Annotated in this window: 18 protein-coding genes and 3 tRNA genes; 16 read left to right on the top strand and 5 right to left on the bottom strand. The window is 69.4% G+C overall.

What is annotated here, in order from left to right:
• The first annotated feature begins 34 nt into the window (after positions 1-34).
• The 3 genes from mutS (at position 35) to azf (ending at position 4,241) form a co-directional block, all read left to right on the top strand.
• A complete protein-coding gene (gene mutS, locus CPZ01_RS07430; RefSeq protein ID WP_096394139.1) occupies positions 35-2,797 on the top strand; it encodes a DNA mismatch repair protein MutS in 2,763 nt (920 codons plus the stop codon).
• Between the two features lie 69 nt (positions 2,798-2,866).
• Positions 2,867-3,217, top strand: coding sequence for a cell division protein SepF (locus CPZ01_RS07425; RefSeq protein ID WP_096394138.1), 351 nt, complete (start codon positions 2,867-2,869; stop codon positions 3,215-3,217).
• A 121-nt stretch (positions 3,218-3,338) separates the two neighbouring features.
• Positions 3,339-4,241 (top strand): NAD-dependent glucose-6-phosphate dehydrogenase Azf, encoded by a 903-nt coding sequence (gene azf, locus CPZ01_RS07420; RefSeq protein WP_096394137.1) that lies wholly within the window; start codon positions 3,339-3,341, stop codon positions 4,239-4,241.
• 12 nt (positions 4,242-4,253) lie between these two features.
• Here azf and CPZ01_RS07415 read toward each other — a convergent pair whose 3' ends face one another.
• Both CPZ01_RS07415 and CPZ01_RS15610 read right to left on the bottom strand, forming a co-directional pair.
• A complete protein-coding gene (locus CPZ01_RS07415) occupies positions 4,254-4,916 on the bottom strand; it encodes a hypothetical protein (RefSeq protein ID WP_096394136.1) in 663 nt (220 codons plus the stop codon).
• Between the two features lie 173 nt (positions 4,917-5,089).
• Positions 5,090-5,386, bottom strand: coding sequence for a hypothetical protein (locus CPZ01_RS15610; protein ID WP_231899156.1), 297 nt, complete (start codon positions 5,384-5,386; stop codon positions 5,090-5,092).
• A gap of 487 nt (positions 5,387-5,873) precedes the next feature.
• On the opposite strand from CPZ01_RS15610, the gene CPZ01_RS07405 reads away from it, so the two are divergent.
• Entirely contained in the window at positions 5,874-7,709 is a 1,836-nt protein-coding gene (locus CPZ01_RS07405) for a cation:proton antiporter (RefSeq protein WP_096396183.1), read from the top strand.
• A 621-nt stretch (positions 7,710-8,330) separates the two neighbouring features.
• Here the strand turns inward: CPZ01_RS07405 and CPZ01_RS07400 are convergent.
• A tRNA-Arg gene (locus CPZ01_RS07400) sits at positions 8,331-8,403 on the bottom strand.
• A gap of 285 nt (positions 8,404-8,688) precedes the next feature.
• Between CPZ01_RS07400 and CPZ01_RS07395 the strand changes: the two genes are divergently transcribed.
• From CPZ01_RS07395 to CPZ01_RS07385, 3 genes are all read left to right on the top strand, one after another.
• Positions 8,689-10,191 (top strand): single-stranded DNA binding protein, encoded by a 1,503-nt coding sequence (locus tag CPZ01_RS07395; RefSeq protein WP_172863942.1) that lies wholly within the window; start codon positions 8,689-8,691, stop codon positions 10,189-10,191.
• Positions 10,192-10,288: 97 nt separating this feature from the next.
• Positions 10,289-10,720, top strand: a complete 432-nt coding sequence (locus tag CPZ01_RS07390) for a histone family protein (protein WP_096394135.1) — start codon at positions 10,289-10,291, stop codon at positions 10,718-10,720.
• Positions 10,721-11,725 carry a histone deacetylase family protein gene (locus tag CPZ01_RS07385; protein WP_096394134.1) on the top strand — a complete coding sequence of 335 codons (1,005 nt, stop codon included), beginning with the start codon at positions 10,721-10,723 and terminating at the stop codon, positions 11,723-11,725.
• Between the two features lie 245 nt (positions 11,726-11,970).
• Here CPZ01_RS07385 and CPZ01_RS07380 read toward each other — a convergent pair.
• Together CPZ01_RS07380 and CPZ01_RS07375 are read right to left on the bottom strand one after the other, a co-directional pair.
• Positions 11,971-12,043 (bottom strand) — tRNA-Asp (locus CPZ01_RS07380).
• Positions 12,044-12,072: 29 nt separating this feature from the next.
• Positions 12,073-12,145 (bottom strand) — tRNA-Asp (locus CPZ01_RS07375).
• 278 nt (positions 12,146-12,423) lie between these two features.
• Between CPZ01_RS07375 and CPZ01_RS07370 the strand changes: the two genes are divergently transcribed.
• The 9 genes from CPZ01_RS07370 to CPZ01_RS07330 all read left to right on the top strand — a co-directional run bounded on the left by CPZ01_RS07370 (position 12,424) and on the right by CPZ01_RS07330 (position 22,780).
• Positions 12,424-12,654 (top strand): DNA-directed RNA polymerase subunit H, encoded by a 231-nt coding sequence (locus CPZ01_RS07370; protein ID WP_004599097.1) that lies wholly within the window; start codon positions 12,424-12,426, stop codon positions 12,652-12,654.
• Complete coding sequence (locus tag CPZ01_RS07365) at positions 12,651-14,216, top strand: DNA-directed RNA polymerase subunit B'' (protein WP_096394133.1); 1,566 nt, start codon at positions 12,651-12,653, stop codon at positions 14,214-14,216. Before CPZ01_RS07370 ends, CPZ01_RS07365 begins: the two co-directional genes overlap by 4 nt.
• A 1-nt stretch (position 14,217) precedes the next feature.
• Positions 14,218-16,047, top strand: a complete 1,830-nt coding sequence (rpoB, locus tag CPZ01_RS07360; RefSeq protein WP_096394132.1) for a DNA-directed RNA polymerase subunit B — start codon at positions 14,218-14,220, stop codon at positions 16,045-16,047.
• Between the two features lie 6 nt (positions 16,048-16,053).
• Positions 16,054-18,981, top strand: coding sequence for a DNA-directed RNA polymerase subunit A' (locus CPZ01_RS07355; protein WP_096394131.1), 2,928 nt, complete (start codon positions 16,054-16,056; stop codon positions 18,979-18,981).
• A complete protein-coding gene (gene rpoA2 / locus CPZ01_RS07350) occupies positions 18,974-20,188 on the top strand; it encodes a DNA-directed RNA polymerase subunit A'' (RefSeq protein WP_096394130.1) in 1,215 nt (404 codons plus the stop codon). Before CPZ01_RS07355 ends, rpoA2 begins: the two co-directional genes overlap by 8 nt.
• Entirely contained in the window at positions 20,188-20,607 is a 420-nt protein-coding gene (locus CPZ01_RS07345) for a NusA-like transcription termination signal-binding factor (RefSeq protein ID WP_096394129.1), read from the top strand. The genes rpoA2 and CPZ01_RS07345 overlap by 1 nt, the downstream gene beginning before the upstream one ends.
• Positions 20,608-20,651: 44 nt before the next feature.
• Positions 20,652-21,488, top strand: a complete 837-nt coding sequence (locus tag CPZ01_RS07340; protein ID WP_096394128.1) for a DUF7537 family lipoprotein — start codon at positions 20,652-20,654, stop codon at positions 21,486-21,488.
• A gap of 213 nt (positions 21,489-21,701) precedes the next feature.
• Positions 21,702-22,130 carry a 30S ribosomal protein S12 gene (locus CPZ01_RS07335; RefSeq protein WP_006111505.1) on the top strand — a complete coding sequence of 143 codons (429 nt, stop codon included), beginning with the start codon at positions 21,702-21,704 and terminating at the stop codon, positions 22,128-22,130.
• Positions 22,127-22,780, top strand: coding sequence for a 30S ribosomal protein S7 (locus CPZ01_RS07330; protein ID WP_096394127.1), 654 nt, complete (start codon positions 22,127-22,129; stop codon positions 22,778-22,780). The genes CPZ01_RS07335 and CPZ01_RS07330 overlap by 4 nt, the downstream gene beginning before the upstream one ends.
• Positions 22,781-23,351: the final 571 nt, after the last annotated feature.

The raw sequence follows: 23,351 nt of genomic DNA, 5'->3' as shown, positions 1-23,351 counted from the left end.
GGGTTTTACCCTCACACGGCGGGAGTACGGACATATGGCAACGGGGATCGTCGGGGAGTTCCTCGATCTCAAGGCGGAGACGGACGCGGACGTCCTCGCGATGCAGTGCGGCGACTTCTACGAGTTCTTCGCGGACGACGCGGAGTTAGTCGCGGACGAGCTCGATCTCTCGATCTCGCAGAAGTCCTCTCACGGCTCGTCGTACCCGATGGCGGGCGTGCCGCTGTCGGAGCTGACCCCGTACGTGAACGCCCTCGTCGAGCGCGGCTACCGGGTCGCGGTCGCCGACCAGTACGAGACCGACGACGGCGACCACGCCCGCGAGGTCGTCCGCGTCGTCACGCCGGGCACGGTCCTGGAGACGAGCGACGACGACGCGCGCTACCTCGCGGCCGTGGTGCGCGAGGAGGGGGGCGATTCCGACGCCGACGGCCCCTACGGACTCGCGTTCGCCGACGTCACCACGGGGCGGTTCCTCGCCACGGCGGTCGACGACGGCGGCGACTTACGCGCCGAGCTGTACCGGTTCGACCCGGCGGAGGTCCTGCCGGGGCCCCAGGTCCGTAACGACGACGACCTCCTCGGGGCGGTCCGCGAGGACCTCTCGGGGCGCGTGACGGCGTTCGACGCGGAGGCGTTCGCGACGGGTCGCGCGAGACACGCCGTGCGCGAGCAGTTCGGCCGGGAGACGACCGACAGCGTCGGGCTCGACTCGGATCTCGCGGTCCGGGCCGCGGGCGCGGTCCTCTCGTACGTCGAGGAGACGGGCGCGGGCGTGCTCGCCTCGATGACCCGCCTCACCGCCTACGGCGCCGACGACCGGGTCGACGTCGACGCGACCACGCAGCGCAACCTGGAGATCACGGAGACGATGCGAGGCGACGCCGACGGCTCGCTGTTCGACACGGTCGACCACACGGTCACGGCCGCCGGCGGCCGGCTGCTCCGAGAGTGGCTCACCCGCCCGCGCCGGGACCGCGAGACGCTCGCCGACCGGCTCGACGCGGTCGAGGCGCTGGCGTCCGCGGCGCTCGCGCGCGACCGGATCCGGGAGGTGCTCGGCGACGCGTACGACCTCGAACGGCTCGCTGCGCGGACGACGAGCGGGAGCGCGGGCGCGCGCGAACTCCTCTCGGTCCGCGACACGCTCGCGCTGCTCCCGGACCTCGCCGACGCGATAGGGGGGACCGCGCTCGCCGACTCGCCCGCCGCGGCCGTGCTCGACCGCGTCGACCGCGAGCGCGCGGCCGACCTGCGCGAGGAGCTCGCCGAGGCGCTCGCGGAGGACCCGCCGAAGGCGAAGACGGGCGGCGGACTGCTGAAGGAGGGGTACGACGAGGAGCTCGACGAGCTGATCGAGCGCCACGAATCGGTAAAATCGTGGCTCGACGGGCTCGCCGAGCACGAGAAGCGGAAGCACGGGCTCAGCCACGTCACCGTCGACCGCAACAAGACGGACGGCTACTACATCCAGGTCGGGAAGTCGGTCGCCGACCAGGTGCCCGAGGGCTACCGCGAGATCAAGACGCTGAAGAACTCGAAGCGGTTCGTCACCGACGAGTTAGCGGAGAAGGAGCGGGAGGTCCTCCGCCTGGAGGAGGCGCGCGGCGACTTGGAGTACGAGCTGTTCGAGGAGCTGCGCGAGCGCGTCGCCGAGCGCGCCGAGCTGCTTCAGGACGCCGGGCGGGCGGTCGCGGAGCTCGACGCGCTCGCCTCGCTCGCGACCCACGCCGCCCGCCGCGACTGGACGCGCCCGGAGCTGACCGACGAGCGTCGGCTCGACGTCGAGGCCGGGCGCCACCCCGTCGTCGAGGGGACGACCGACTTCGTCCCGAACGACCTCCGGCTCGACGCCGAGCGCGGCTTCCTGATCGTCACCGGGCCGAACATGAGCGGGAAGTCGACGTACATGCGCCAGGCCGCGCTGATCCAGCTGCTCGCGCAGGCGGGCTCGTTCGTCCCCGCTCGCGCCGCCGAGGTGGGGCTCGTCGACGGCATCTACACCCGCGTCGGCGCGCTCGACGAGCTGGCGCAGGGCCGGTCGACGTTCATGGTCGAGATGCAGGAGCTGTCAAACATCCTCCACTCGGCGACGGAGGACTCGCTGGTCATCCTCGACGAGGTCGGCCGCGGCACCGCCACCTACGACGGCATCTCCATCGCGTGGGCCGCGACGGAGTACCTCCACAACGAGGTGCGCGCGCGCACCCTCTTCGCCACCCACTACCACGAGCTGACGACGCTCGCGGACCACCTCCCGCGCGTCGCGAACGTCCACGTCGCCGTCGACGAGCGCGACGGCGAGGTGACGTTCCTCCGTACCGTCCGCGACGGTCCGACGAACCGCTCGTACGGCGTCCACGTCGCCGACCTCGCGGGCGTCCCGGACCCCGTCGTCTCCCGCGCGGACGAGGTCCTCGACCGGCTCCGGGAAGAGAAGGCGATCGAGGCCCGCGGCTCGCGAAGCGGGGGAGACGGCGCCGGCGAGGTTCCGGGCGGCGGCGCGGGGGACACGCGGCAGGTCGTGTTCGACCTCTCGTCCGGGTCGTTCGCGGAGGGCGGCGACGGCGACGAGGGGACGGCGGCGGACGCCCCCGACCTCGGGGCGGGTCGCAACGGGGCGGGCGCCGAGTCGAAACCGGCGCCCTCCGGCGAAACCGCGGGGGCCGCCGAAGCCGACCGGCTCGACCCCGAGACCCGCGCCGTGATCGAGGAGCTGAGCGACGTCGACGTCGCGGAGACTCCGCCGGTGGAGCTGCTCTCGCGGGTCCAAGAGTGGCAGGAGCGGCTCGACTGACCGCGGTGCGGGACGGACGCGGGTGCGTCTGACGTAAGAACTAATGTCTAACCTCGTCGTGTGGTGTGTATGGGCATCATGAGCAAGATCCTCGGCGGGAGTGGGAGCCGCTCCGTCGACGATTACGTCGAGCTCGACACGGACGACTTCGCCGACGCGCACGCGGAGACGGGCACGCAGGTACACTTCGCCGAGATCGGCGACCAGAGCGACGTCATCCCGATCAAAGACGCCGTCTACGACGGCGACTTCGTCATCGCGGACATCACCCGCCACTCCACGTCGGACCGGACGATAGAACACGTCTACGACGAGCTCCGCCAGGTAGTTCAGGAGGTCGACGGCGACATCGTCCAGAAGGGCGACGACCAGATCATCGTCACCCCCACCGGCGTGAAGGTATCGCGAAAGAAGCTGTAGCACCGACCATCGGCGGTTTCGACCCGCCTTTCCCGCCGCCGTCCCGCTTCTCCGGCCCCGGATTCGGTCCCACCGGTCGAACCGTGTCATATATGCCGTTCTCCCGCCCACGTAGAGTCGAATGGACGAGCCGGTCCTCCTGACGGGCGCCGGCGGACGGGTGGGGCAGGCCATCCTCCGCGGTCTCGGCGACGACTACGACTGGCGGCTCCTCGACCGCGAGCCGCTCCCGGCCGCGAAGGTGCCCGACGGGGTCACCGACGCCGACCGGTACGTCGCCGACATCACCGACGAGCGCGCCGTCCGCGAGGCGGTCGCCGACGTCGGCGCGGTGATCCACCTCGCCGGCGACCCGCGGAAGACGGCGCCGTGGGACTCCGTCCTCCGGAACAACATCGACGGGACGCAGGTCGTGATGCGCGCGGCCGCCGAGGCGGGCGTCGAGAAGTTCGCGTTCGCCTCCTCGAACCACGCCGTCGGCGGCTACGAGACGGACGAGCGGACTCCGGACCTGTACCGCCCCGAGGACGACTACCGGCTCGACGGCAGCGAGCTCCCCCGCCCCGGCAACCTCTACGGCGTCTCGAAGGCGGCCGGCGAGTCCCTCGGGCGCTTCTACCACGACGAGTTCGGCATGAGCGTCGTCTGCGTCCGCATCGGCAACCTCACGAAGGACCACCCGCCGCGGGAGTACGAGCGCGGGCAGGCGATGTGGCTCTCCCACCGCGACTGCGCGCACCTGTTCGACCGCTGCCTCCGCGCGGAGTACGGCTACGAGGTCGTCTACGGCATCTCGAACAACGACCGCCGGTACTACTCCATCGAGCGCGCCCGCGAGGCGCTCGGCTACGACCCCGCCGATAACTCCGCCGACTACACCTTCGAGGGCAAACCCAAGTCCGACCGCGACACCGAGACGAACGGCGGTCGCTACGGCGAGGACTCGTTCGCGTCGGACGCCGATCGGCCCGCCCCGGAGTCGCCCGCCGAACCCAACTTCCCCGCCGACCCGGACGACGCCTGATCGGCCCCACGCTCAGAACAGCCCGTCGACGTCGCGCCGCTTCCTCGCCTCGCGCTCGACGTGATCGCCCAGCCGAGCGGCCACCTGCGGCCGCGCGTCCGGCGTCCGGAGGTACGCGAACAGCAGTTCGGCGAACTCGGTCCGTCCCGTCCCGCGCTCCTCGCGGGCGAAGTCCGCCGCTCTCGCGAGCGCAGCCGGGTCGCCCGGCTCGCCAGCCCTCGCCAGCGCCGGGACCGCGAGCCCGGTCGCGGCGAGCGACAGGACGTCGAAGTCCGGCGTCTCGTCGTCGATCCGGACCCGCGGCGCGGCCGCCGCGTCCGCGTCTCCCGGGGCCGAAGCGAGTCGCTCCGCCCACCCCCGGACGGGACCCAGCGCGACTCCCCGCGGATCGGAGACGTCCTCTAGGGCCGCGACGGCGTCGTCCGCGCGCTCCGCCGCCCCGGGTCCGTCGCCGTCGCTCGCGCGGTGCGTCGCCGCCGCGGTCGCGGCCAGCCCCCGGAGCAGTCGCTCGGGAGTGCCGTCGCGGTCGACGTCGGCGGAGGGTCGCCCCTCCGCGTCCCAGACGTCCCGCGCCGCGCGGAACCTCCCCTCGTTGAACAGCGCGGCGCCCGCGGTGATCGCGACGGACGCGGACGGCCGCGCGTCTCGGTCCGGGCCGTCGTCGGGATCGGTCACGCCTCGCGGTCGGCGACGGCGACTGATAAATGCCGAGTTACGCGAACGCGACGTCCGAGTCGCCGCGACCGGAATCACGGCGGCGGCGTCGGGAGACGGAAACTCAAGGGAGGGCGGAACGTCGGCGGGAGCGAAACGTCAGCGGGGAGCGAAGCGCCGCCGCGGCCGGCGGATCAGACCTCGCCGACGCCGGCGTCGTCGTTCGGAAGACTCAGCGTCCGGTCGACCGCGCTCGGGTACCGCCGGCCGAGCGCCGCGCCGGCGACGGCGCCGCAGAGGGCCGCCAGCGCGACCGCGGCAGCGGCCGGGAACGAGAGGGCGACGACCGTCGCGGCCGGCAGCGCCGCGAAGGCGATCATCGCGCCGCGCGACGGGAGCGGTTCGGACGGGTGCGGGCCCGCGTTCGGGTCGGGGTAGTCGGGGTGGTCGGGACGGTCGGTGCGTCTGGAGGGGGATCGGTCTGCGTTCATCGTCGGATCGTGGGTGCGGTGCGAGGCGTCCGCCTCGCGGGGTGTCGGTTCGGCCGCCTCTGCCCGCGCGCGGCGGGCCACTGACGGCGAAGCGGGGTCTCGGAGCGTTCGGGAGAAGACGGCGCTCGTCACGGCGGACGAGCGGGCCGCCCCCGCGTCGGGGTCACGCGGCGACGGCGCCGAGGAGAGCGGCGACCGGTCCGCGGGCCCGTTTCCGGACGCTCCGGCGGGGGGCGAACGTCGGGATGGGGCTGCGGACGGTCATGGGTTCGACCCGGCGGTGGGGGACCGACCGGGCGTACCTTCACCGAGTGACGGAACCGAGTTAATAGTTGCTCGTGTGTGGGAACCAATGTCTCGTTCGGCAGTCATCTGTCTCGTTCGGCGGTCACACGTCGCGCCGATTCGGTCGACCGGCGCGCCCACCAGTACACTAAGGGTGGACGGGGGCGTATCAACGGTGGACGTGTCCAGTAGCCTGCTGCCGGTGATCGCGGTGATACTCGTGTCGGGGCTCGCGGTCCAGCTGCTCGCTCACCGGCTCCGGGTGCCGAGCGTCATCTTCTACCTCGCGATCGGGGTGGTGTTGGGACCCGAGCTGCTGGGGCTGGTCACGCTGGAGACGTTCGGTGACGGACTGGAGATAATCGTCGGACTCAGCGTGGCGATCATCGTCTTCGAGGGGGCGTTCGCGCTCCGTATCGACCGGATCCGACGCGCGTCGACGGTGTCGCTCCGGCTGGTGACCGTCAGCGCCCTCGTGATGTTCCTCGGCACCGCGGCGGCGGTCCGCGCGTTCACGGACGGCACGTGGGAGATCGCGCTGCTGATCGGCGCGCTGCTGGTGGCGACCGGGCCGACCGTCATCACGCCGATCCTCAACGTGGTCCGGGTGCGGGACCACGTCGCGACCGCGCTGGAGACCGAGGGGATCGTCAACGACGTGACGGCCGCGATCGTCGCGGTCGTCATCTTCGAGACGCTGCTGCTCGACGACCTCGGCGTCCCCGCGACGGTGCTGTCCTTCCTCCAGCGGTTCGGGGTCGGCGTCGCCGCCGGGCTGCTCGCCACCGTCATTATCTACGCGCTGCTGGAGAGCGACCTCGTCCCCGAACGCGACGTGCAGGCCTCGCAGTTCCTCGTGTTGTCGGCCGCGATCGGGTCGTTCGCGGCCGCCGAGGCCGTCGCCGCGGAGGCGGGCATCGCGGCGGCGGCGACGAGCGGGATCCTCCTCGGGAACCTCGGGATCGACAACCGCGAGGAGATAGAGAAGTTCGCGGAAAACACCACCACGATCGTCTTGTCCTTCGTGTTCATCTCGCTGGCGGCGCTGATCGACGTCGAGGCGATCGCGGGGCTCGGCCTCGGCGTGGTCGCGCTCGTCGCCGTCATCATGCTCGTCCTCCGGCCGCTGGGGGCCTTCCTCGCGACCGTCGGCGTCGAGCGGTTCACCCGGCCCGAGCGGCTCTTCATCGCGAGCGTCGGGCCGCGGGGGATAATCCCGGCGAGCGTGGCGACGCTGTTCGCCATCGAACTGGAGCTGGCGGGCAGCGTCGCCGCCGGCGAACTGCTCGTCGGCACGGTGTTCGCGGTCATCTTCGCGACGGTCCTCGTCGAGGCGGGGCTCGCGCGGCAGATCGGTGAGTTCCTCGGAGTGTCACCAATGCGCACGATAATCATCGGCGGGGGCCGGGTCGGCCAGGCGCTCGCCACGCGACTGGAGAACAGGGGCGAGTACGTCGTCGTCGTCGAGTCGGACCCGGACGTCGCCCAGCGCGCGCGATCGGAGGGGTACACCGTCTACGAGGGGGACGGCAGCGACACGGAGGCGCTGCGCGGCGCCCGCATCGAGGACGCCAAGCGGTTCATCACGACGACGAGCGACGACGACATCAACCTCCTCGCGTGCCAGCTCGCGATCACTAAGTTCGACGTCGCCTCGGTGTACTCGCGGGTGAACGACCCGGACAACGTCGACGCCTTCGACAGCATCGGCGTCACCGGTATCGACGCCTCGACGGCGACCGCGGTCGCCATCGACGACGAGATCGAGCGCCCCGCGCTCACCCACTGGATGAACGAGCTCGGCGACAGCCACGACGTCCAGGAGGTCGAGGTGACCTCGGCGGAGCTCGCGGGCAAGAGCATCCGCGACCTCAACGCGCGGATCCCCGACGGCACCTTCGTCGCCGTCGTCAGCCGCGACGGCGAGAACCACGTCCCCTCCGCGGACACCGTCCTCGAAATCGGCGACCACGTGACGTTCATCGGCGACACCGACGCGGTCCGCCGCGCGATGGAGCGCTTCCACCCGCACGACTAGGATAGAGTGTGTCCGGTTCGGTCCGTCCGCGGAGGAAGGACCGGGACCTGTGGATCCCCGGTGAACTGTTTGGAAACTTCTGACAACGGTGCGGCGAACACCACCGAAGCCCCAGTCGCGAGGGCGTCGCACGCTCGCTGTGCTCCTCACTCTGTCGCTCACTTCGTTCGCTCCCTCGTTGCGGTGCTTTCGTCGCCTGCGACGCCCTCGCGACTGCCCCTTCGATTCCCGCCCCGCACAGCACCGCGCCTCACACCTCCCCAGCCTCGTCGGTCGCCGTCGCTCCGCTCGGCGACCGACTCCCTCGCGCGTGCTCCTCGCGCCCGCCGATGGCGGCCGCTCGCAGGCACACGCCGCCGCATAGGTTCAACTGCCGTGTCCGAAAACGTCCTGACGGAGTCTCACGCGAGCGAAGCGAGCGTGAGGCACGTCAGGACGTGAGCGCAGCGGCTGTCGAACGAAGTGAGACAGCCGCAAAGTGAACGTCCTGACGGAGATTTGAACTCGGAAAGACGGTCGGCCTCGCTTCGCTCGGCCGCTGCGACTTTCCTGCTCAAATCTCCGCGGAGTTTTCGGACACACGCACGGCTCGCTACGCTCGCCGTTTTGTGTGTCCGAAAACGTCCTGACGGAGATTTGAACTCCGGTCCCTGGCTCCGCAAGCCAAGAGGATAGTCCACTACCCTACCAGGACTCATCTCCACGTACCGCGGTAGAACTTAAGACGGTTACGGTCCGCGGGTCCCGTGCGTCCGGTCCGCACGCACGCGGTGCGGGACGAAGGTGGAGTAGACGAACGCGCACTCGCGGCGCGGGATGAACACCTTTTGTACCGACGGGCCCCATGCGCCTCTATGAGACGCCTTCGAGCCGCGACCGCGACCCGAACCGGTCGCTCCGCAGATCGGACGGGCGCCGGCGCGAGCCCGGACCGACGGCAACGCTTATGCGTGACCTCGCCGACCACGGAGGAACGAGTATGGGAGCCATAGAGGAGGTGTACGAGGACCTCGACACCGACGTCGAGTTCGAGGAGTTCGAGGCCGCCGTCGAGGACAAGGTCGAGCAGATGGGCGGGCTCGCGGACGAGGAGACCGCCGCGATGCTCATCGCGCACGAGCTGCGCGACGAGGAGGCGGACACCATCGCCGACATCGAACCGGGGATGAACGAGGTGAAGTTCCTCGGGAAGGTGACCGCCATCGGCGAGGTCAAGACCTTCGAGCGCGACGACGAGGAGGCCGACGAGGGCCGCGTGTGCAACGTCGACGTCGCGGACGCCTCCGGCTCCGTCCGGGTCGCGCTGTGGGACGACATGGCCGCGGCGGCCGAGGAGGAACTGGAGGTCGGGCAGGTGCTCCGCGTCATGGGCCGCCCGAAGGAGGGGTACAGCGGGCTCGAAGTGAGCGCGGACAAGGTCGAGCCGGACGAGGACGCCGAGGTCGACGTGCAGGTGCTCGACACCTACCGCGTCGAGGACCTCACGCTCGGCGCGTCCGACGTCGACCTCGTCGGGCAGGTGCTCGACACCGACTCGATCCGGACGTTCGACCGCGACGACGGCAGCGAGGGGCGCGTGGCGAACCTCACGGTCGGCGACGAAACGGGCCGCGTCCGCGTCACGCTGTGGGACGACAAGGCCGACCTCGCCGAGGAGTTCGAGGCGGGCGAGGTCGTCGAGGTCGGCGACGGCTACGTCCGCGAGCGCGACGGCGACTTAGAGCTCCACGTCGGCGACCGCGGCACGGTCGAACGCGTCGACGAGGACGTCGAGTACGTCCCGGAGACGACCGACGTCGCCGACCTGGAAATCGGCGAGACGGTCGACATCGGCGGCGGCGTCATCGAGACCGACCCGAAGCGGACGTTCGACCGCGACGACGGCAGCGAGGGGCAGGTCCGGAACGTCCGGATCAAAGACGAGACGGGCGAGATCCGCGTCGCGCTGTGGGGCGATAAGGCCGACCGCGAGATCGAACTGGCCGACCGCGTCGTCTTCACCGACGTCGAGATCCAGGACGGCTGGCAGGACGACTTGGAGGCGTCCGCGAACTGGCGGTCGACGGTCTCGGTCCTCGACGAGGGGAGCGACGCTGCGGCCGGCGTCGCTGGCGGGGCGTCCGGCTCCGGCTCCGCCGGGAGCGACGGGACCGCGGGAGACGGCGACCGCGGCGCGGACGAGACCGGTCTCGGCGCCTTCGCCGAGGACGGACAGAAGGCGGCCGCGGAGGCCGTCGCCGGCGAGGGCGGCGAGGACGAGGCGGGAAGCGCGAGCGGCGGCGCCGCGGCCGCGACGGCGGAGCGGGCGAGCGAGGACGTGGAGTTCACCGGGACCGTCGTCCAGACCGGCGACCCGGTCGTCCTCGACGACGGCCAGCGGACGAAGACGGTCGAGACCGACGCCAGCCTCCGGCTCGGCGAGGAGATAACCGTCCGCGGGCCGGAGCGCGACGGGACCATCGACGCGGACGACGTGTTCTGAGGCGGACGCGTCTTCCGGCCCCGACGGTCCCCGTCCGGATCCGGCGGGGACGCGGGTAACGGAAAGCGTTATACGATACACGGACGCGACTGTGTGTATGAGTGTCGAGTTGCCGTTCGCGCCGGTCGACGGGATCATCCGGCGGAACGCGGGGGAACTCCGCGTCAGCGCGGACGCCGCCGAGGAGCTCGCGCGACGGATCCAGTCCCACGGCGCGGTGCTGGCCGTCGACGCGGCAGAGCGGGCGACCGCGGACGGCCGGAAGACGCTGATGGCCGCGGACTTCGGCGTCGAGCAGGTCGTCAGCCGGGAGGACCTCACGCTGCCGGTCGCGCCGATCGACCGGATCGCTCGGCTCCGGATCGACGACCGATACCGGGTCGGCGTCGACGCGCGGGTCGCGCTGGCCGATATTCTGGAGGACTACGCCGACAACGTCGCGAGCGCGGCCGCGACGCTGGCCCGCCACGCGGACCGGCGAACGGTACAGGCCGAGGATATCGAGACGTACTTCGCGTTGTTCGAGTAGATGCGGTTCGGCTACAGCGAGCGGTGTCTCGACCACGACACCGGCGAGCGACACCCGGAGAACCCGGACCGGCTCCGCGCGATCCGCCGCGGCCTCGCGAAGCGACACGGCGTCGAGTACGTCGAGGCGGACCCCGCCGAGAAGGCGGCGGTCACGGCGGTCCACGACCCGGACTACGTCGACGAACTGGAGTCGTTCGTCGCGGACGGCGGCGGGAGCTGGGACCCCGACACCGTCGCCAGCGACGGGACGTGGGACGCCGCGCTCAGCTCCGCCGGACTCGCCCAGTGGGCCGCCCGCGAGGCGCTCGACGGGTCGACCGGCCGACGGACGCCGTTCGCGATCGGCCGCCCGCCGGGCCACCACGCCGTCACCGACGACGCGATGGGGTTCTGCTTCTTCAACAACGCCGCGGTCGCGGCCCAGACCGCGCTCGACGAGGACCTCGCGGACCGCGTCGCGATCTTCGACTGGGACGTCCACCACGGGAACGGCACGCAGGACATCTTCTACGACCGCGGCGACGTGTTCTACGCGTCGATCCACGAGGACGGGCTGTACCCGGACACGGGCGACCTCGACGAGACCGGCGAGGGGGACGGCGAGGGGACCACCGCGAACCTCCCGCTGGCGGCCGGCGCCGGCGACGCCGACTACCTGTACGCGGTCGACGAGGGGATCGCGCCCGCCGTCGACCGGTTCGACCCCGACCTGCTGATCGTCTCGGCCGGGTTCGACGCGCACCGCCACGATCCAATCTCGCGGATGCGCGTCTCCTCGGAGGGGTACGCGCTGTTGACCGACCGGATCCGGACGCTCGCCGACGACGTCGGCGCCGCCGACGCGTACGTGCTGGAGGGCGGCTACGGTCTCGACACGCTCGCCGAGGGGGTCTCCATGGTCCACGAGACGTACGACGGGCGGACGCCCGTCGACACCGACGAGGAGCCGGACGAGAAGACGGAAACGCTCGTCGACGACCTCCGGGCGGCACTGGGGCTGTAGCTCGGGATCGGAACCGCCGCCGGACGCGCTCGTCGCTAGCGCTCCTCGTTCGTTGTTGCGGCAGCAGAAGCGCCCGGAGCGGGATTTGTACCTCAGTCTTTCCGCTCGCTTTTCGAGGCGCTCACTTCGCTCGCGCCTCGCACCGCTCGCTCCACTCCCTGGTTCAAATCCCTTCAGTCTGCGTTCGTCGACGCCGGACTCGCTCGTCGCTGGCGCTCCTCGCTCGTAGTCGGCGTCGACAGGAACGCCCGGAGCGGGATTTGAACCCGCGTCACGACCGTGACAGGGTCGTATGATGGGCCACTACACCATCCGGGCAAACAGCGACAGCGCCCCGAAAGAGGGGACGCCCGGAGCGGGATTTGAACCCGCGTCACGACCGTGACAGGGTCGTATGATGGGCCACTACACCATCCGGGCTTGTCGCATCAGTTCGTATCCCTGTCTGGCAAATAAGGCTTGTCATCCCTGACGGGAGTGCGGGTCGGTGACAGGGAATCGGGACGTCCGAGCCGGGACGCCGAGGGGCGCGGTCGGGGCCGCGGCCGGTATCCTTTTGTGTCGACCTCGCGTGCGTGAGAGTGTCGAACGCCCTCGGTCCGTGAGCCGCGCGCGGCAGCGCTTGGTAACTCTTATGCCGCTGGCGTATATACGTACCTGTAGTATCTCGTGATAGCTTCTCCCCACCACCAGCACCCATGGTAGACGTAAGCCAACACGAACTCGTCCCGGACCACGTTCTCCTCGACGACCCCGAGGAGGTCGAGGAGGTCCTGGCGGAGTACGACGTGAAGAAAACGAACTTACCGAAGATCAAACGCACGGATCCCGCGCTCCCCGACGAAGCCGAGGTCGGCGACGTGGTGAAGATCGTTCGCGACTCCCGCACGACCGACGAGGCGGTCGTGTACCGACTGGTCGTCTCATGAACAGGCAAGATCGACGCGTGGTTTCACGCGAGTACTTCTCGGACGAACGGCTCGCAGAACACCACTTCCGCTCGTTCAACAACTTCCTGGACCGCGGCATGCAGGAAGTGGTCGACGAGAAGGAGACGATCGAGACGGACATCGGCGACAAGGAGGGCCAGGAGCCCGTCTACGTCGAGCTCGGCGACGTGCGGATGGTCACCCCGCGCGTCCGCGAGGCCGACGGCTCCGAGGAGCTGCTCTACCCCCAGGAGGCGCGGCTCCGCAACATCACCTACTCGGCGCCCGTGTTCATGGAGATGTCCATCGTGCGCGGCGGCGAGGACGAGCCCGAGGAGGTCGTCGACACGACCGAGACCAAGGTCGGCCGGATGCCGATCATGGTCGGCTCGAACAAGTGTAACATGGCGGGCTTCTCCGACGAGGAGCTCATCGACATCGGCGAGGACCCCGTCGACCCCGGCGGCTACTTCATCGTCAACGGCTCCGAGCGCGTGCTGATGACCTCGGAGGACCTGGCGCCGAACAAGATCCTCGCGGAGTACGACTCGAAGTACGGCGACGAGATCCAGGTCGCCAAGACGTTCTCCCAGCGCCGCGGCTACCGCGCGCTGGTCCTCTGCGAGCGCAACCGCGAGGGGCTGCTCGAAGTGTCGTTCCCCTCCGTCTCCGGCTCCATCGACTTCGTGACGCTCGTCCGGGCGCTCGGACTCGAATCCGACGAGGAGATCGTCCACCGCGTCTCGGACGACCCCGAGATCGTGAAGTTCATGCTGGAGAATCTGGAGGAGGCCGACGTCCAGACGACCGAGGAGGCCATCGAGACCCTCGGCGAGCGCGTCGCGAGCGGCCAGGGGAAGAACTACCAGCTCAAGCGGGCGAACTACGTCATCGACCGCTACCTCCTCCCGCACCTCCACGAGGAGGGCGTCGACGAGGAGGACGTCCGCATCAACAAGGCGTACTACCTCTGCCGGATGGCCGAGGCGTGCTTCGAACTCGCCTTAGACCGCCGGGAGGCCGACGACAAGGACCACTACGCGAACAAGCGCCTGAAGGTCTCCGGCGACCTGATGCGCGACCTGTTCCGGACCGCCCTGAACAAGCTGGCGCGCGACGTGAAGTACCAGCTCGAACGCGCCAACATGCGGAACCGGCAGCTCACCGTCAACACGGTCGTCCGGTCCGACGTGCTGACCGAGCGGCTCGAACACCCGATCGCGACCGGCAACTGGGTCGGCGGCCGCTCGGGCGTCTCCCAGCTCGTCGACCGGACGGACTACATGGGCGTGCTCTCGCACCTCCGGCGCCTGCGCTCGCCGCTGTCGCGGTCGCAGCCGCACTTCGAGGCGCGGGACCTCCACGCGACCCAGTGGGGTCGCATCTGCCCCTCCGAGACGCCGGAGGGGCCGAACTGCGGGCTCGTGAAGAACTTCGCGCAGGCGATGGAGCTGTCGCAGACGGTCGAGGACGAACAGGGACTCAAACGAGAACTGGCGTCGATGGGTGTCGAGGGGATCCCCGGCATCGAGGGCGTCGAACGACAGACGGCGGACGACTAACATGGCACAAGCAGAACGCGAAGCGAAGGTGTACGTCAACGGGAGCCTCGTGGGCACCCACGAGAACCCCCAGGAGCTCGCGGAACAGATCCGCGAGGCGCGCCGCCGCGGCGACGTCTCGGAGATGGTGAACGTCTCGGTGAAAGACCGGACCCGCGAGGTCATCGTCAACGCCGACGCGGGGCGGGCGCGGCGTCCGCTCATCGTCGTCGAGAACGGCGAGCCGCTCCTCGGCGACGAGGAGATCGAGGCGCTCGAACGCGGCGACGTCGAGTTCGAGGACCTCGTCGAGCGCGGCTACGTCGAGTTCATCGACGCGGAGGAGGAGGAGGACATCCTCGTCGCCGTCGACGAGGAGGACGTGACCGAGGACCACACGCACCTCGAGATCGACCCGCAGCTCGTCTTCGGCATCGGCGCGGGGATGATCCCCTACCCCGAGCACAACGCCTCGCCCCGGATTACGATGGGCGCGGGGATGATGAAGCAGTCGCTCGGGCTCCCCTCGGCGAACTACCGCATCCGGCCGGACACGCGCCAGCACCTCCTCCACTACCCGCAGCTGGCGATGGTGAAGACGCAGACCTCCGACCAGATCAGCTTCGACAAGCGGCCGGCGGCGCAGAACTTCGTCGTCGCCGTGATGTCCTACGAGGGGTTCAACATCGAGGACGCGCTGGTGATGAACCAGGGCTCCGTCGACCGCGCGCTCACCCGCTCGCACTTCTTCCGGACGTACGAGGGCGAGGAGCGCCGCTACCCCGGCGGTCAGGAGGACCGCTTCGAGATCCCAGAACAGGACGTGCGCGGCGCCCGCGGCGAGGACGCGTACACCCACCTCGACGAGGACGGCCTCGTCAACCCCGAGACGAAGGTAGACGAGTCCTCGGTCCTGCTCGGCAAGACCAGCCCGCCGCGCTTCCTCGAAGAGCCCGACGACATGGGCGGGCTCTCCCCGCAGAAGCGCCGCGAGACCTCGGTGACGATGCGCTCGGGCGAGTCGGGCGTCGTCGACACGGTGACGCTGATGGAGGGCGAGGACGGCTCCAAGCTCTCGAAGGTGAAGGTGCGCGACCAGCGCGTCCCCGAGCTGGGCGACAAGTTCGCGTCCCGACACGGACAGAAGGGCGTCGTGGGCCACCTCGCGCCCCAGGAGGACATGCCCTTCACCGAGGAGGGGGTCGTTCCCGACCTCGTGATGAACCCGCACGCGCTGCCGTCGCGGATGACGGTCGGCCACGTGCTGGAGATGCTCGGCGGCAAGGTCGGCTCGCTCCGCGGCTCCCGGGTCGACGGCACGCCGTTCCAGGGCGAAGACGAGGAGGAGCTCCGCGAGCAGTTAGAGGAGCACGGGTTCAAGTCCTCCGGCAAGGAAGTGATGTACTCCGGCGTCACCGGCGAGAAGATCGACGCCGAGATCTTCGTCGGGACGATCTTCTACCACAAGCTGTACCACATGGTGTCGAACAAGCTCCACGCCCGCTCGCGCGGGCCGGTCCAGGTGCTCACGCGCCAGCCGACCGAGGGGCGGGCCCGCGAGGGCGGCCTGCGCGTCGGGGAGATGGAGCGCGACACGATCATCGGCCACGGCGCGTCGATGGTGCTCAACGAGCGACTGCTGGAGTCCTCGGACGCCGAGACGGTCCACGTCTCCGCCGAGACCGGGCTCGTCGCCGTCGAGGACCGCGAGCAGCGCCGCGTGTACGACCCGGTGACGGGCGACGAGGACGACATCCACGAGCTGGAGGTCAGCTACGCGTTCAAGCTGCTGCTCGACGAGATGATCGCTCTCGGCATCCGACCGAAACTCGAACTGGAGGACGCGATTTAGATGTCAATGCAAACACCGAAAGTGCTCGGCGGGATCGACTTCGGCCTCATGGACCCGGAGACGTACCGGGACATGTCCGCGACGAAGGTGATCACGGCCGACACGTACGACGACGACGGCTATCCGATCGACATGGGGCTGATGGACCCGCGGCTGGGCGTCATCGACCCCGGCCTGGAGTGTCGAACCTGCGGCTCCCACTCCGGCTCCTGTAACGGCCACTTCGGCCACATCGAGCTGGCCGCCCCGGTCATCCACGTGGGCTTCACGAAGCTCATCCGGCGGCTGCTCCGCTCGACGTGCCGAGAGTGCGGTCGGCTCGCCTTAGACGAGGCGCAGCGCGACGAGTTCCGCGACCGCTACGAGCGGGCGAAGGAGCTCGGCGACGACGAGCACGACGTGTTGAAGGCCGCCGTCCGGCAGGCCCGAAAGGCGTCGACCTGCCCCTTCTGCGGCGAGCCGCAGGCGGACATCAAACACGAGAAGCCGACCACCTACTACGAGGTCCAGGACGTGCTCTCGGGCGACTACTCCGAGCGCATCGCGGCCGCGATGCAGCCCGACGAGGAAGAGGACGACCCGGGCACCTCGCCGCAGGAACTCGCCGACGAGACTGACATCGCCGTCGACCGGATCAACGAGATCATGGCCGGCGAGTTCCGCCCGCGCAAGGAGGACCGCCGCGCCATCGAGACGGCGCTGGACGTCGACCTCACCGAGGAGGACATGAACAAGCTGATGCCCTCGGACATCCGCGACTGGTTCGAGGACATCCCGGACGAGGACCTCGAGGTCCTCGGCATCGACGCCGAGCACTCCCGCCCGGAGTGGATGATCCTGACGGTGCTGCCGGTGCCGCCGGTCACCACCCGCCCCTCCATCACGCTCGACAACGGCCAGCGCTCCGAGGACGACCTCACGCACAAGCTGGTCGACATCATCCGGATCAACCAGCGGTTCATGGAGAACCGCGAGGCCGGCGCCCCGCAGCTGATCATCGAGGACCTCTGGGAGCTGTTACAGTACCACGTCACCACGTTCGTCGACAACGAGATCAGCGGGACGCCGCCGGCGCGACACCGCTCCGGCCGCCCCCTCAAGACGCTCAGCCAGCGGCTGAAGGGGAAGGAGGGCCGCTTCCGCGGCTCGCTTTCGGGCAAGCGCGTCAACTTCTCGGCCCGTACCGTCATCTCGCCCGACCCGACGCTCTCGCTGAACGAGGTCGGCGTCCCGGACCGCGTCGCCAAGGAGATGACCCAGACGCTCAACGTCACCGAGCGCAACGTCGAGGAGGCGCGGCAGTACGTCCGGAACGGGCCCGAGGCCCACCCGGGCGCCAACTACGTGCGCCGCCCCGACGGCCGCCGGCTGAAGGTGACCGAGAAGAACTGCGAGGAGCTCGCCGAGAAGGTCGAGGCCGATTGGGAGGTGAACCGCCACCTCGTGGACGGCGACATCGTGATCTTCAACCGGCAGCCCTCGCTGCACCGGATGTCCATCATGGCCCACGAGGTCGTGGTGATGCCGTACAAGACGTTCCGGCTCAACACCGTCGTCTGTCCGCCGTACAACGCCGACTTCGACGGCGACGAGATGAACATGCACGCGCTGCAAAACGAGGAGGCCCGCGCCGAGGCGCGCGTCCTCATGCGCGTCCAAGAGCAGATCCTCTCGCCGCGGTTCGGCGGGAACATCATCGGCGCCATTCAGGACCACATCTCCGGCACCTACCTGCTCACCCACTCGAACCCCGAGTTCACGGAGACGCAGGCGCTGGACCTGCTGCGCGCCACCCGAGTCGACGAGTTGCCCGAGGCCGACGGCGTCGGCGACGACGGCCGCGAGTTCTGGACCGGCCGGACGCTGTTCTCGGAACTGCTCCCGGACGATCTGGACCTCTCCTTTACCTCCTCGGCCGGCGACAGCGTCGTCATCGAGGACGGTCAGCTGATCGAGGGGACCATCGACGAGGACGCGGTCGGCGCGTTCGGCGGCGAGGTCGTCGACACGCTCACGAAGGAGTACGGCGAGACGCGCGCCCGCGTGTTCATCAACGAGATCGCGTCGCTAGCGATGCGCGCGATCATGAACTTCGGGTTCTCGATCGGGATCGACGACGAGTCGATCCCGCCGGAGGCCGAAGAGCAGGTCGACGACGCTATCGAGAGCGCCTACGACCGCGTCCAAGAGCTCATCGAGACGTACGAGGCCGGCGAGCTGGAGTCGCTGCCCGGCCGCGGCGTCGACGAGACGCTGGAGATGAAGATCATGCAGACGCTCGGGAAGGCCCGCGACTCGGCGGGTGAGATCGCCGACCAGCACTTCGACGACGACAACCCGGCGGTCGTGATGGCCCGCTCCGGCGCCCGCGGCTCGATGCTGAACCTGACGCAGATGGCCGGCTCCGTCGGCCAGCAGGCGGTCCGCGGCGAGCGGATCAACCGCGGCTACGAGGACCGGACGCTCTCCCACTACCGGCCGAACGACCTCTCCTCGGAGGCCCACGGCTTCGTGGAGAACTCCTACCGCGGCGGGCTCACGCCCCAGGAGTTCTTCTTCCACGCGATGGGCGGCCGCGAGGGGCTCGTCGACACGGCGGTCCGGACCTCCAAGTCCGGCTACCTCCAGCGCCGGCTCATCAACGCGCTCTCCGAGCTGGAGGCGCAGTACGACGGGACGGTCCGGGACACTTCGGGCCGGATCGTCCAGTTCGAGTTCGGCGAGGACGGCACCTCGCCGGTGAAGGTCTCCTCCGGCGAGGAGGACGGCATCGACGTCGACGGCATCGTCGACCGCGTGGTCGACGCCGAGTTCGCCTCCGACGAGGAGAAGGAGCGGTTCCTCGGCGAGCGCGAGCCGCCGACGAACCTCTCGGAGCACGCCGGGCCGGGACTCAACAAGGCCGGCGGGCCGGGGGTGGAGTCCGATGACTGAGCACGACCACGTCACCGACGACATGGAGGCGGTCGTGGAGGCGACCGAGCTCCCCCGCCGACTCAAGTCGAAGGTGTACGAGGCCATCGACCGGAAGGCCGAGGAGGCCGGCGAGGTCACCATCGAACAGGCGACCGACATCGTGGAGGGCGTCGAGAACCGCTACGAGCAGACGCGGGTTGATCCCTTGGACCCTGTGGGCACTGTTTCTGCCCAATCGATCGGCGAGCCCGGTACTCAGATGACAATGAATACTTTTCACTACGCTGGCGTCGCAGAAATCGACGTTACGCAGGGGCTCCCTCGGCTCATCGAGCTGGTGGACGCCCGGAAGACGCCGGACACGCCGATGATGACGGTCCACCTCGACGGCGAGTACGCGACCGACCGCGAGAAGGCCCACGAGGTCGTCTGGTCGATCGAGGCGACGCGTATCCTCGCGCTCGGCGACGTGTCGACGAACGTCGCGGACATGCTGGTGCGGATCGACCTGAACGACGACACGCTCTTGGAGCGGTGGCCCACCCACTCCGACCCGACGGAGGTCGCGGAGATCATCGCCGAGACGATCGAGGACTCGCTGGGCGTCGACGCCCGGCAGGCCGGCACCGTCATCGAGTTCGGTCCCAACGAGCCGAGCTACCGCGAGCTGCTCCAGCTCGTCGAGCGGCTCCGGGAGATCGTGTTCAAGGGGATCGAGGAGATCGAGCGCGTCGTCATCCGCAAAGAGGAGATCGACGGCGACGAGGAGTTCGTCCTCTACACCGAGGGATCGGCGTTCGGCGACGCCCTCGACATCGAGGGCGTCGACGCCTCGCGGACGACGTGTAACAACATCCACGAGATCTACCGCAACCTCGGGGTCGAAGCGGCCCGCGAGACGATCATCGACGAGACGAAGAACACGCTCGAAGAGCAGGGGCTCGACGACGTGAACGTCCGGCACCTCATGCTCGTCGCCGACATCATGACGAACAACGGTGAGATCGAGTCGATCGGCCGGCACGGCATCTCCGGCAACAAGGACTCGGTGCTCGCGCGCGCGGCGTTCGAGGTGACGGTCAACCACCTGCTCGACGCCGCGATCCACGGCGAGTACGACGACCTCGACGGCGTCATCGAGAACGTCATCGCCGGCAAGCCCATCTCGATGGGGACCGGCGACGTCGACCTCCGGATGGGGTCGCGCGTCGTGAGCGACGACTAATGCGCGTCGAGCTCTCCGACGAGGCGCGGCGCTACATCGGTCGGTTCGACGAGCTGACCGGCGTCACGCCGACCGACTGCCTCGTGGAGGGCGACCGGCTCGTGTTCGTGGTGCCCGCCGGCGAGATGGCGGCCGCGATCGGCCAGGGCGGCGAGACCGTCGCGGAGGCCGAACGGCGGCTCGACAAGTCGATCGAACTGGTCGAGGACGCCGACACGGCCGAGGCGTTCGTCGCGAGCGCGCTCGCGCCGGCGGCCGTCAACGCCGTCACCATCTCCGAGCAGAACGACCGCGTGGCGTACGTCGAGGTCGAGGAGGCGGACCGCGGCGTCGCCATCGGTGCGGACGGCGACAACATCGAGACCGCCCGCCGGCTCGCGGAGCGCCACTACGACGTCGACGACGTCCAACTGACCTGAGGCCGAACCCGCGCCCTTTTGCCCGCCGGCCCGCTTGTCGACCCATGAACCGCAGACGCCTCCTCGCCGGTCTCGGAACCGTCACCGCGGTCGGACTCGCCGGCTGTTCCGGCGACGGCGGCAACGAAAGCGACGGCGGCGACACCGCCGATCGCCCGTTCCCCGACGCCGCGTGGCGCGACGGCGAGGGGCTCGACGTCGAGACGCTGGCGGAGCGACACGCCGACGCGCTCGTCGACGCCGGGGGCGCTACGCTGTTCTCGACGGCGGCGACGAGTCACGCCGGCGAAGCGGAACCGAGCCCGTGGCTCCCCTCCCAGGAGTACGAGGCCGCGTACGACCTCGAAAACGGACGCCAGTACGTGCGACAGGCGGTGACCGAGACCGACGAGCCGGACGTCTCGGAGCTGTACGTCGCCGACGGGACGGCCTTCATCCGCCGTCGGACCGGCGACGGGACGCGGTACGCCCGTCGAGCGGTCGACCGGTCGTCTGGCGAGCTCGAGTCGGCGATGCGCTCGGAGATGGTGACCGGGATCCGCGTCGAGAGCGAGACCGCGAGCGGCGAGACGGAGTACGAGGGGCTGAACCTGTGGAACCCCGAGAGCGACGGGGCGGGCGAGGTGCGCGGCGAGGAGACCGCGCAGTTCGTCGCCGACGCCTTCGAGGGCGACCGGAATATCCCCGAGACCGTCGAGACGGCGTCGGCGACGGTTCACGTGTACGAGTCCGGCGTCGTGCCGCGGCTCGAACAGTCGTGGGCGGGCGAACACGACGGCGGGGAGGCGACTGTCGACGTCGACATCGACTACCGCGACCTCGGCGCGACGGTGTCGGAGCCGGCGTGGGTCGAGACGGCGCGCGAGGAGACCGGTTCCTGACTATCGGAGCGCGGCCCGGGTCGTTTCCGGACGAAACGACGGGCGCTCTCGCCGGCTTACCGGCTCAGCGGGAGCGAACGCCCGTCGTTTTCGGCCGAACTGATTCGTGAAACACCCTCAGATCCGTCGAGAGGGACCGCTCGGGGGATCTGAGGGCGTTTCGCGGCGGAGAAAGACGACGCTTAAGTAGCTCCGTTCGGAAGTAGGCGTACGATGGCGAACGGCAAGTACGCGGCCCGTAAGCTCAAAAAGGACCGGCAGAAGCGCCGCTGGTCCGACTCCGAGTACGCTCGGCGCGAGCGCGGGCTCAAGACGAAGTCCGACCCCCTGGAAGGTGCCCCGCAGGCGCGCGGCATCGTCCTCGAGAAGGTCGGCATCGAGGCAAAGCAGCCGAACTCGGCGATCCGAAAGTGCGTTCGGGTTCAGCTCATCAAAAACGGGAAGCAGGTCACCGCGTTCTGTCCCGGTGACGGCGCGATCTCCTTCATCGACGAGCACGACGAGGTCACCATCGCCGGGATCGGCGGTGCGAAGGGCCGCGCGATGGGCGACCTCTCCGGCGTCAACTACAAGGTCGAGAAGGTCAACGGCGTGTCGATGATCGAACTGGTTCGCGGCAACGCGGAGAAGCCGGTCAGATGAGCGGCGAAGAGACCGAGGCGCCGTCCGAGGAGGACGTCGCCGCCGACGAGCCGGACCCGGAGGCGCCCGCCTCCAGCGAGGCCGCCAACGAGAACGCCAAGCTGTTCGGCGTCTGGGACGTCACCGAGATCGCCTACGAGGACCCCTCGACGAAGCGCTACATGACCGTGACGCCCATCGCGCACACCATGGGCCGCCACGCGTCGAAACAGTTCAAGAAAAGCGAGATCTCCTTAGTCGAGCGGCTGATCAACCGCCTGATGCAGACCGACGAGAACACGGGGAAGAAGCAGCAGGCGACGCGGATCGTCCGCGACGCCTTCGACATCGTCCACGATCGGACCGAGGAGAACCCGGTTCAGGTCCTCGTGACGGCCGTCGAGAACGCCGCGCCCCGCGAGGAGACCGTCCGCCTGAAGTACGGCGGCATCTCCGTCCCGAAGGCGGTCGACGTCGCGCCCCAGCGCCGCGTCGACCAAGCGCTGCTTTTCATCTCCGACGCCGTCGCCAGCGCGACGTACAAGTCGACGACCGCCGCCGCCGAGGCGCTCGCGAACGAGCTCGTCGCCGCCGCCGACTACGACGTCGAGGGCTCCTACTCCATCTCGCAGAAGGAGGAGCGCGAACGCGTCGCCGCCGCGGCCCGCTAACGCCGGTTCAGCGTTCGGACCGACCGGTCGCGTTTTCGCGGTTTTCCGTTTCGACTCCAAGCGCGGAGCGGTAGCGCTGTTCGGCGTTGAGGTGTGTGGATCGGACTGGAAGACCCTCGATTGATAGCGGGAGTGAGTGTAGTACGTTGCTCAGTGTGATGGCGTAGTTGTTTATAAGGAGAATCGCGGTGTCATTGTCGGCTGTTTATAAATGACTGACGCTGCTGGGATGACGACCGCCAAAGCCCCAGTCGCGAGGCGGGCGCACGCTCGCTGCGCTCCTCGCTCAGTCGCTGGCGCTCCTTCGCTGCGGTGCTTCCGTCGCCTGCGGCCGCCTCGCGACTGCCCCTTTGAGTCCCACCCGCACCGCACAGCGACCGCACCTCACGCCTCCCCAACCTCGTCAGTCGCCTCCGCTTCGCTCCGGCGACTGACTCCCTCGCGGGCTGGCTCGCGGCCGCCGATGGCGGCCGCTCGCAGGCGCGCCACCGCATTCTCTTTTTATAAGCGCTTGTCGCCGTCGCTCACGGCTATTTAAATACTGTCTCGTCGCCACCGATCTGCGATACTC

This window comes from Halorubrum trapanicum, from assembly GCF_002355655.1.
GTDB lineage: Archaea > Halobacteriota > Halobacteria > Halobacteriales > Haloferacaceae > Halorubrum > Halorubrum trapanicum_A.
The sequence above is the reverse complement of the archived record's forward strand: the minus strand, read 5'-3'. Positions and strand labels throughout refer to the sequence as shown.

Bases quoted from the DNA above. Each gene is read 5' to 3' on its own strand.
- CPZ01_RS07395 (WP_172863942.1), top strand. From the start codon at position 8,689: ATGGGAGCCATAGAGGAGGTGTACGAGGACCTCGACACCGACGTCGAG.
- CPZ01_RS07370 (WP_004599097.1), top strand. From the start codon at position 12,424: ATGGTAGACGTAAGCCAACACGAACTCGTCCCGGACCACGTTCTCCTC.
- rpoB (WP_096394132.1), top strand. From the start codon at position 14,218: ATGGCACAAGCAGAACGCGAAGCGAAGGTGTACGTCAACGGGAGCCTC.
- CPZ01_RS07335 (WP_006111505.1), top strand. From the start codon at position 21,702: ATGGCGAACGGCAAGTACGCGGCCCGTAAGCTCAAAAAGGACCGGCAG.
- CPZ01_RS07345 (WP_096394129.1), top strand. From the start codon at position 20,188: ATGCGCGTCGAGCTCTCCGACGAGGCGCGGCGCTACATCGGTCGGTTC.
- CPZ01_RS07365 (WP_096394133.1), top strand. From the start codon at position 12,651: ATGAACAGGCAAGATCGACGCGTGGTTTCACGCGAGTACTTCTCGGAC.
- CPZ01_RS07390 (WP_096394135.1), top strand. From the start codon at position 10,289: ATGAGTGTCGAGTTGCCGTTCGCGCCGGTCGACGGGATCATCCGGCGG.
- CPZ01_RS07340 (WP_096394128.1), top strand. From the start codon at position 20,652: ATGAACCGCAGACGCCTCCTCGCCGGTCTCGGAACCGTCACCGCGGTC.
- CPZ01_RS15610 (WP_231899156.1), bottom strand. From the start codon at position 5,386: ATGAACGCAGACCGATCCCCCTCCAGACGCACCGACCGTCCCGACCAC.
- rpoA2 (WP_096394130.1), top strand. From the start codon at position 18,974: ATGACTGAGCACGACCACGTCACCGACGACATGGAGGCGGTCGTGGAG.
- CPZ01_RS07330 (WP_096394127.1), top strand. From the start codon at position 22,127: ATGAGCGGCGAAGAGACCGAGGCGCCGTCCGAGGAGGACGTCGCCGCC.
- azf (WP_096394137.1), top strand. From the start codon at position 3,339: ATGGACGAGCCGGTCCTCCTGACGGGCGCCGGCGGACGGGTGGGGCAG.
- CPZ01_RS07355 (WP_096394131.1), top strand. From the start codon at position 16,054: ATGCAAACACCGAAAGTGCTCGGCGGGATCGACTTCGGCCTCATGGAC.
- CPZ01_RS07385 (WP_096394134.1), top strand. From the start codon at position 10,721: ATGCGGTTCGGCTACAGCGAGCGGTGTCTCGACCACGACACCGGCGAG.
- CPZ01_RS07425 (WP_096394138.1), top strand. From the start codon at position 2,867: ATGGGCATCATGAGCAAGATCCTCGGCGGGAGTGGGAGCCGCTCCGTC.
- mutS (WP_096394139.1), top strand. From the start codon at position 35: ATGGCAACGGGGATCGTCGGGGAGTTCCTCGATCTCAAGGCGGAGACG.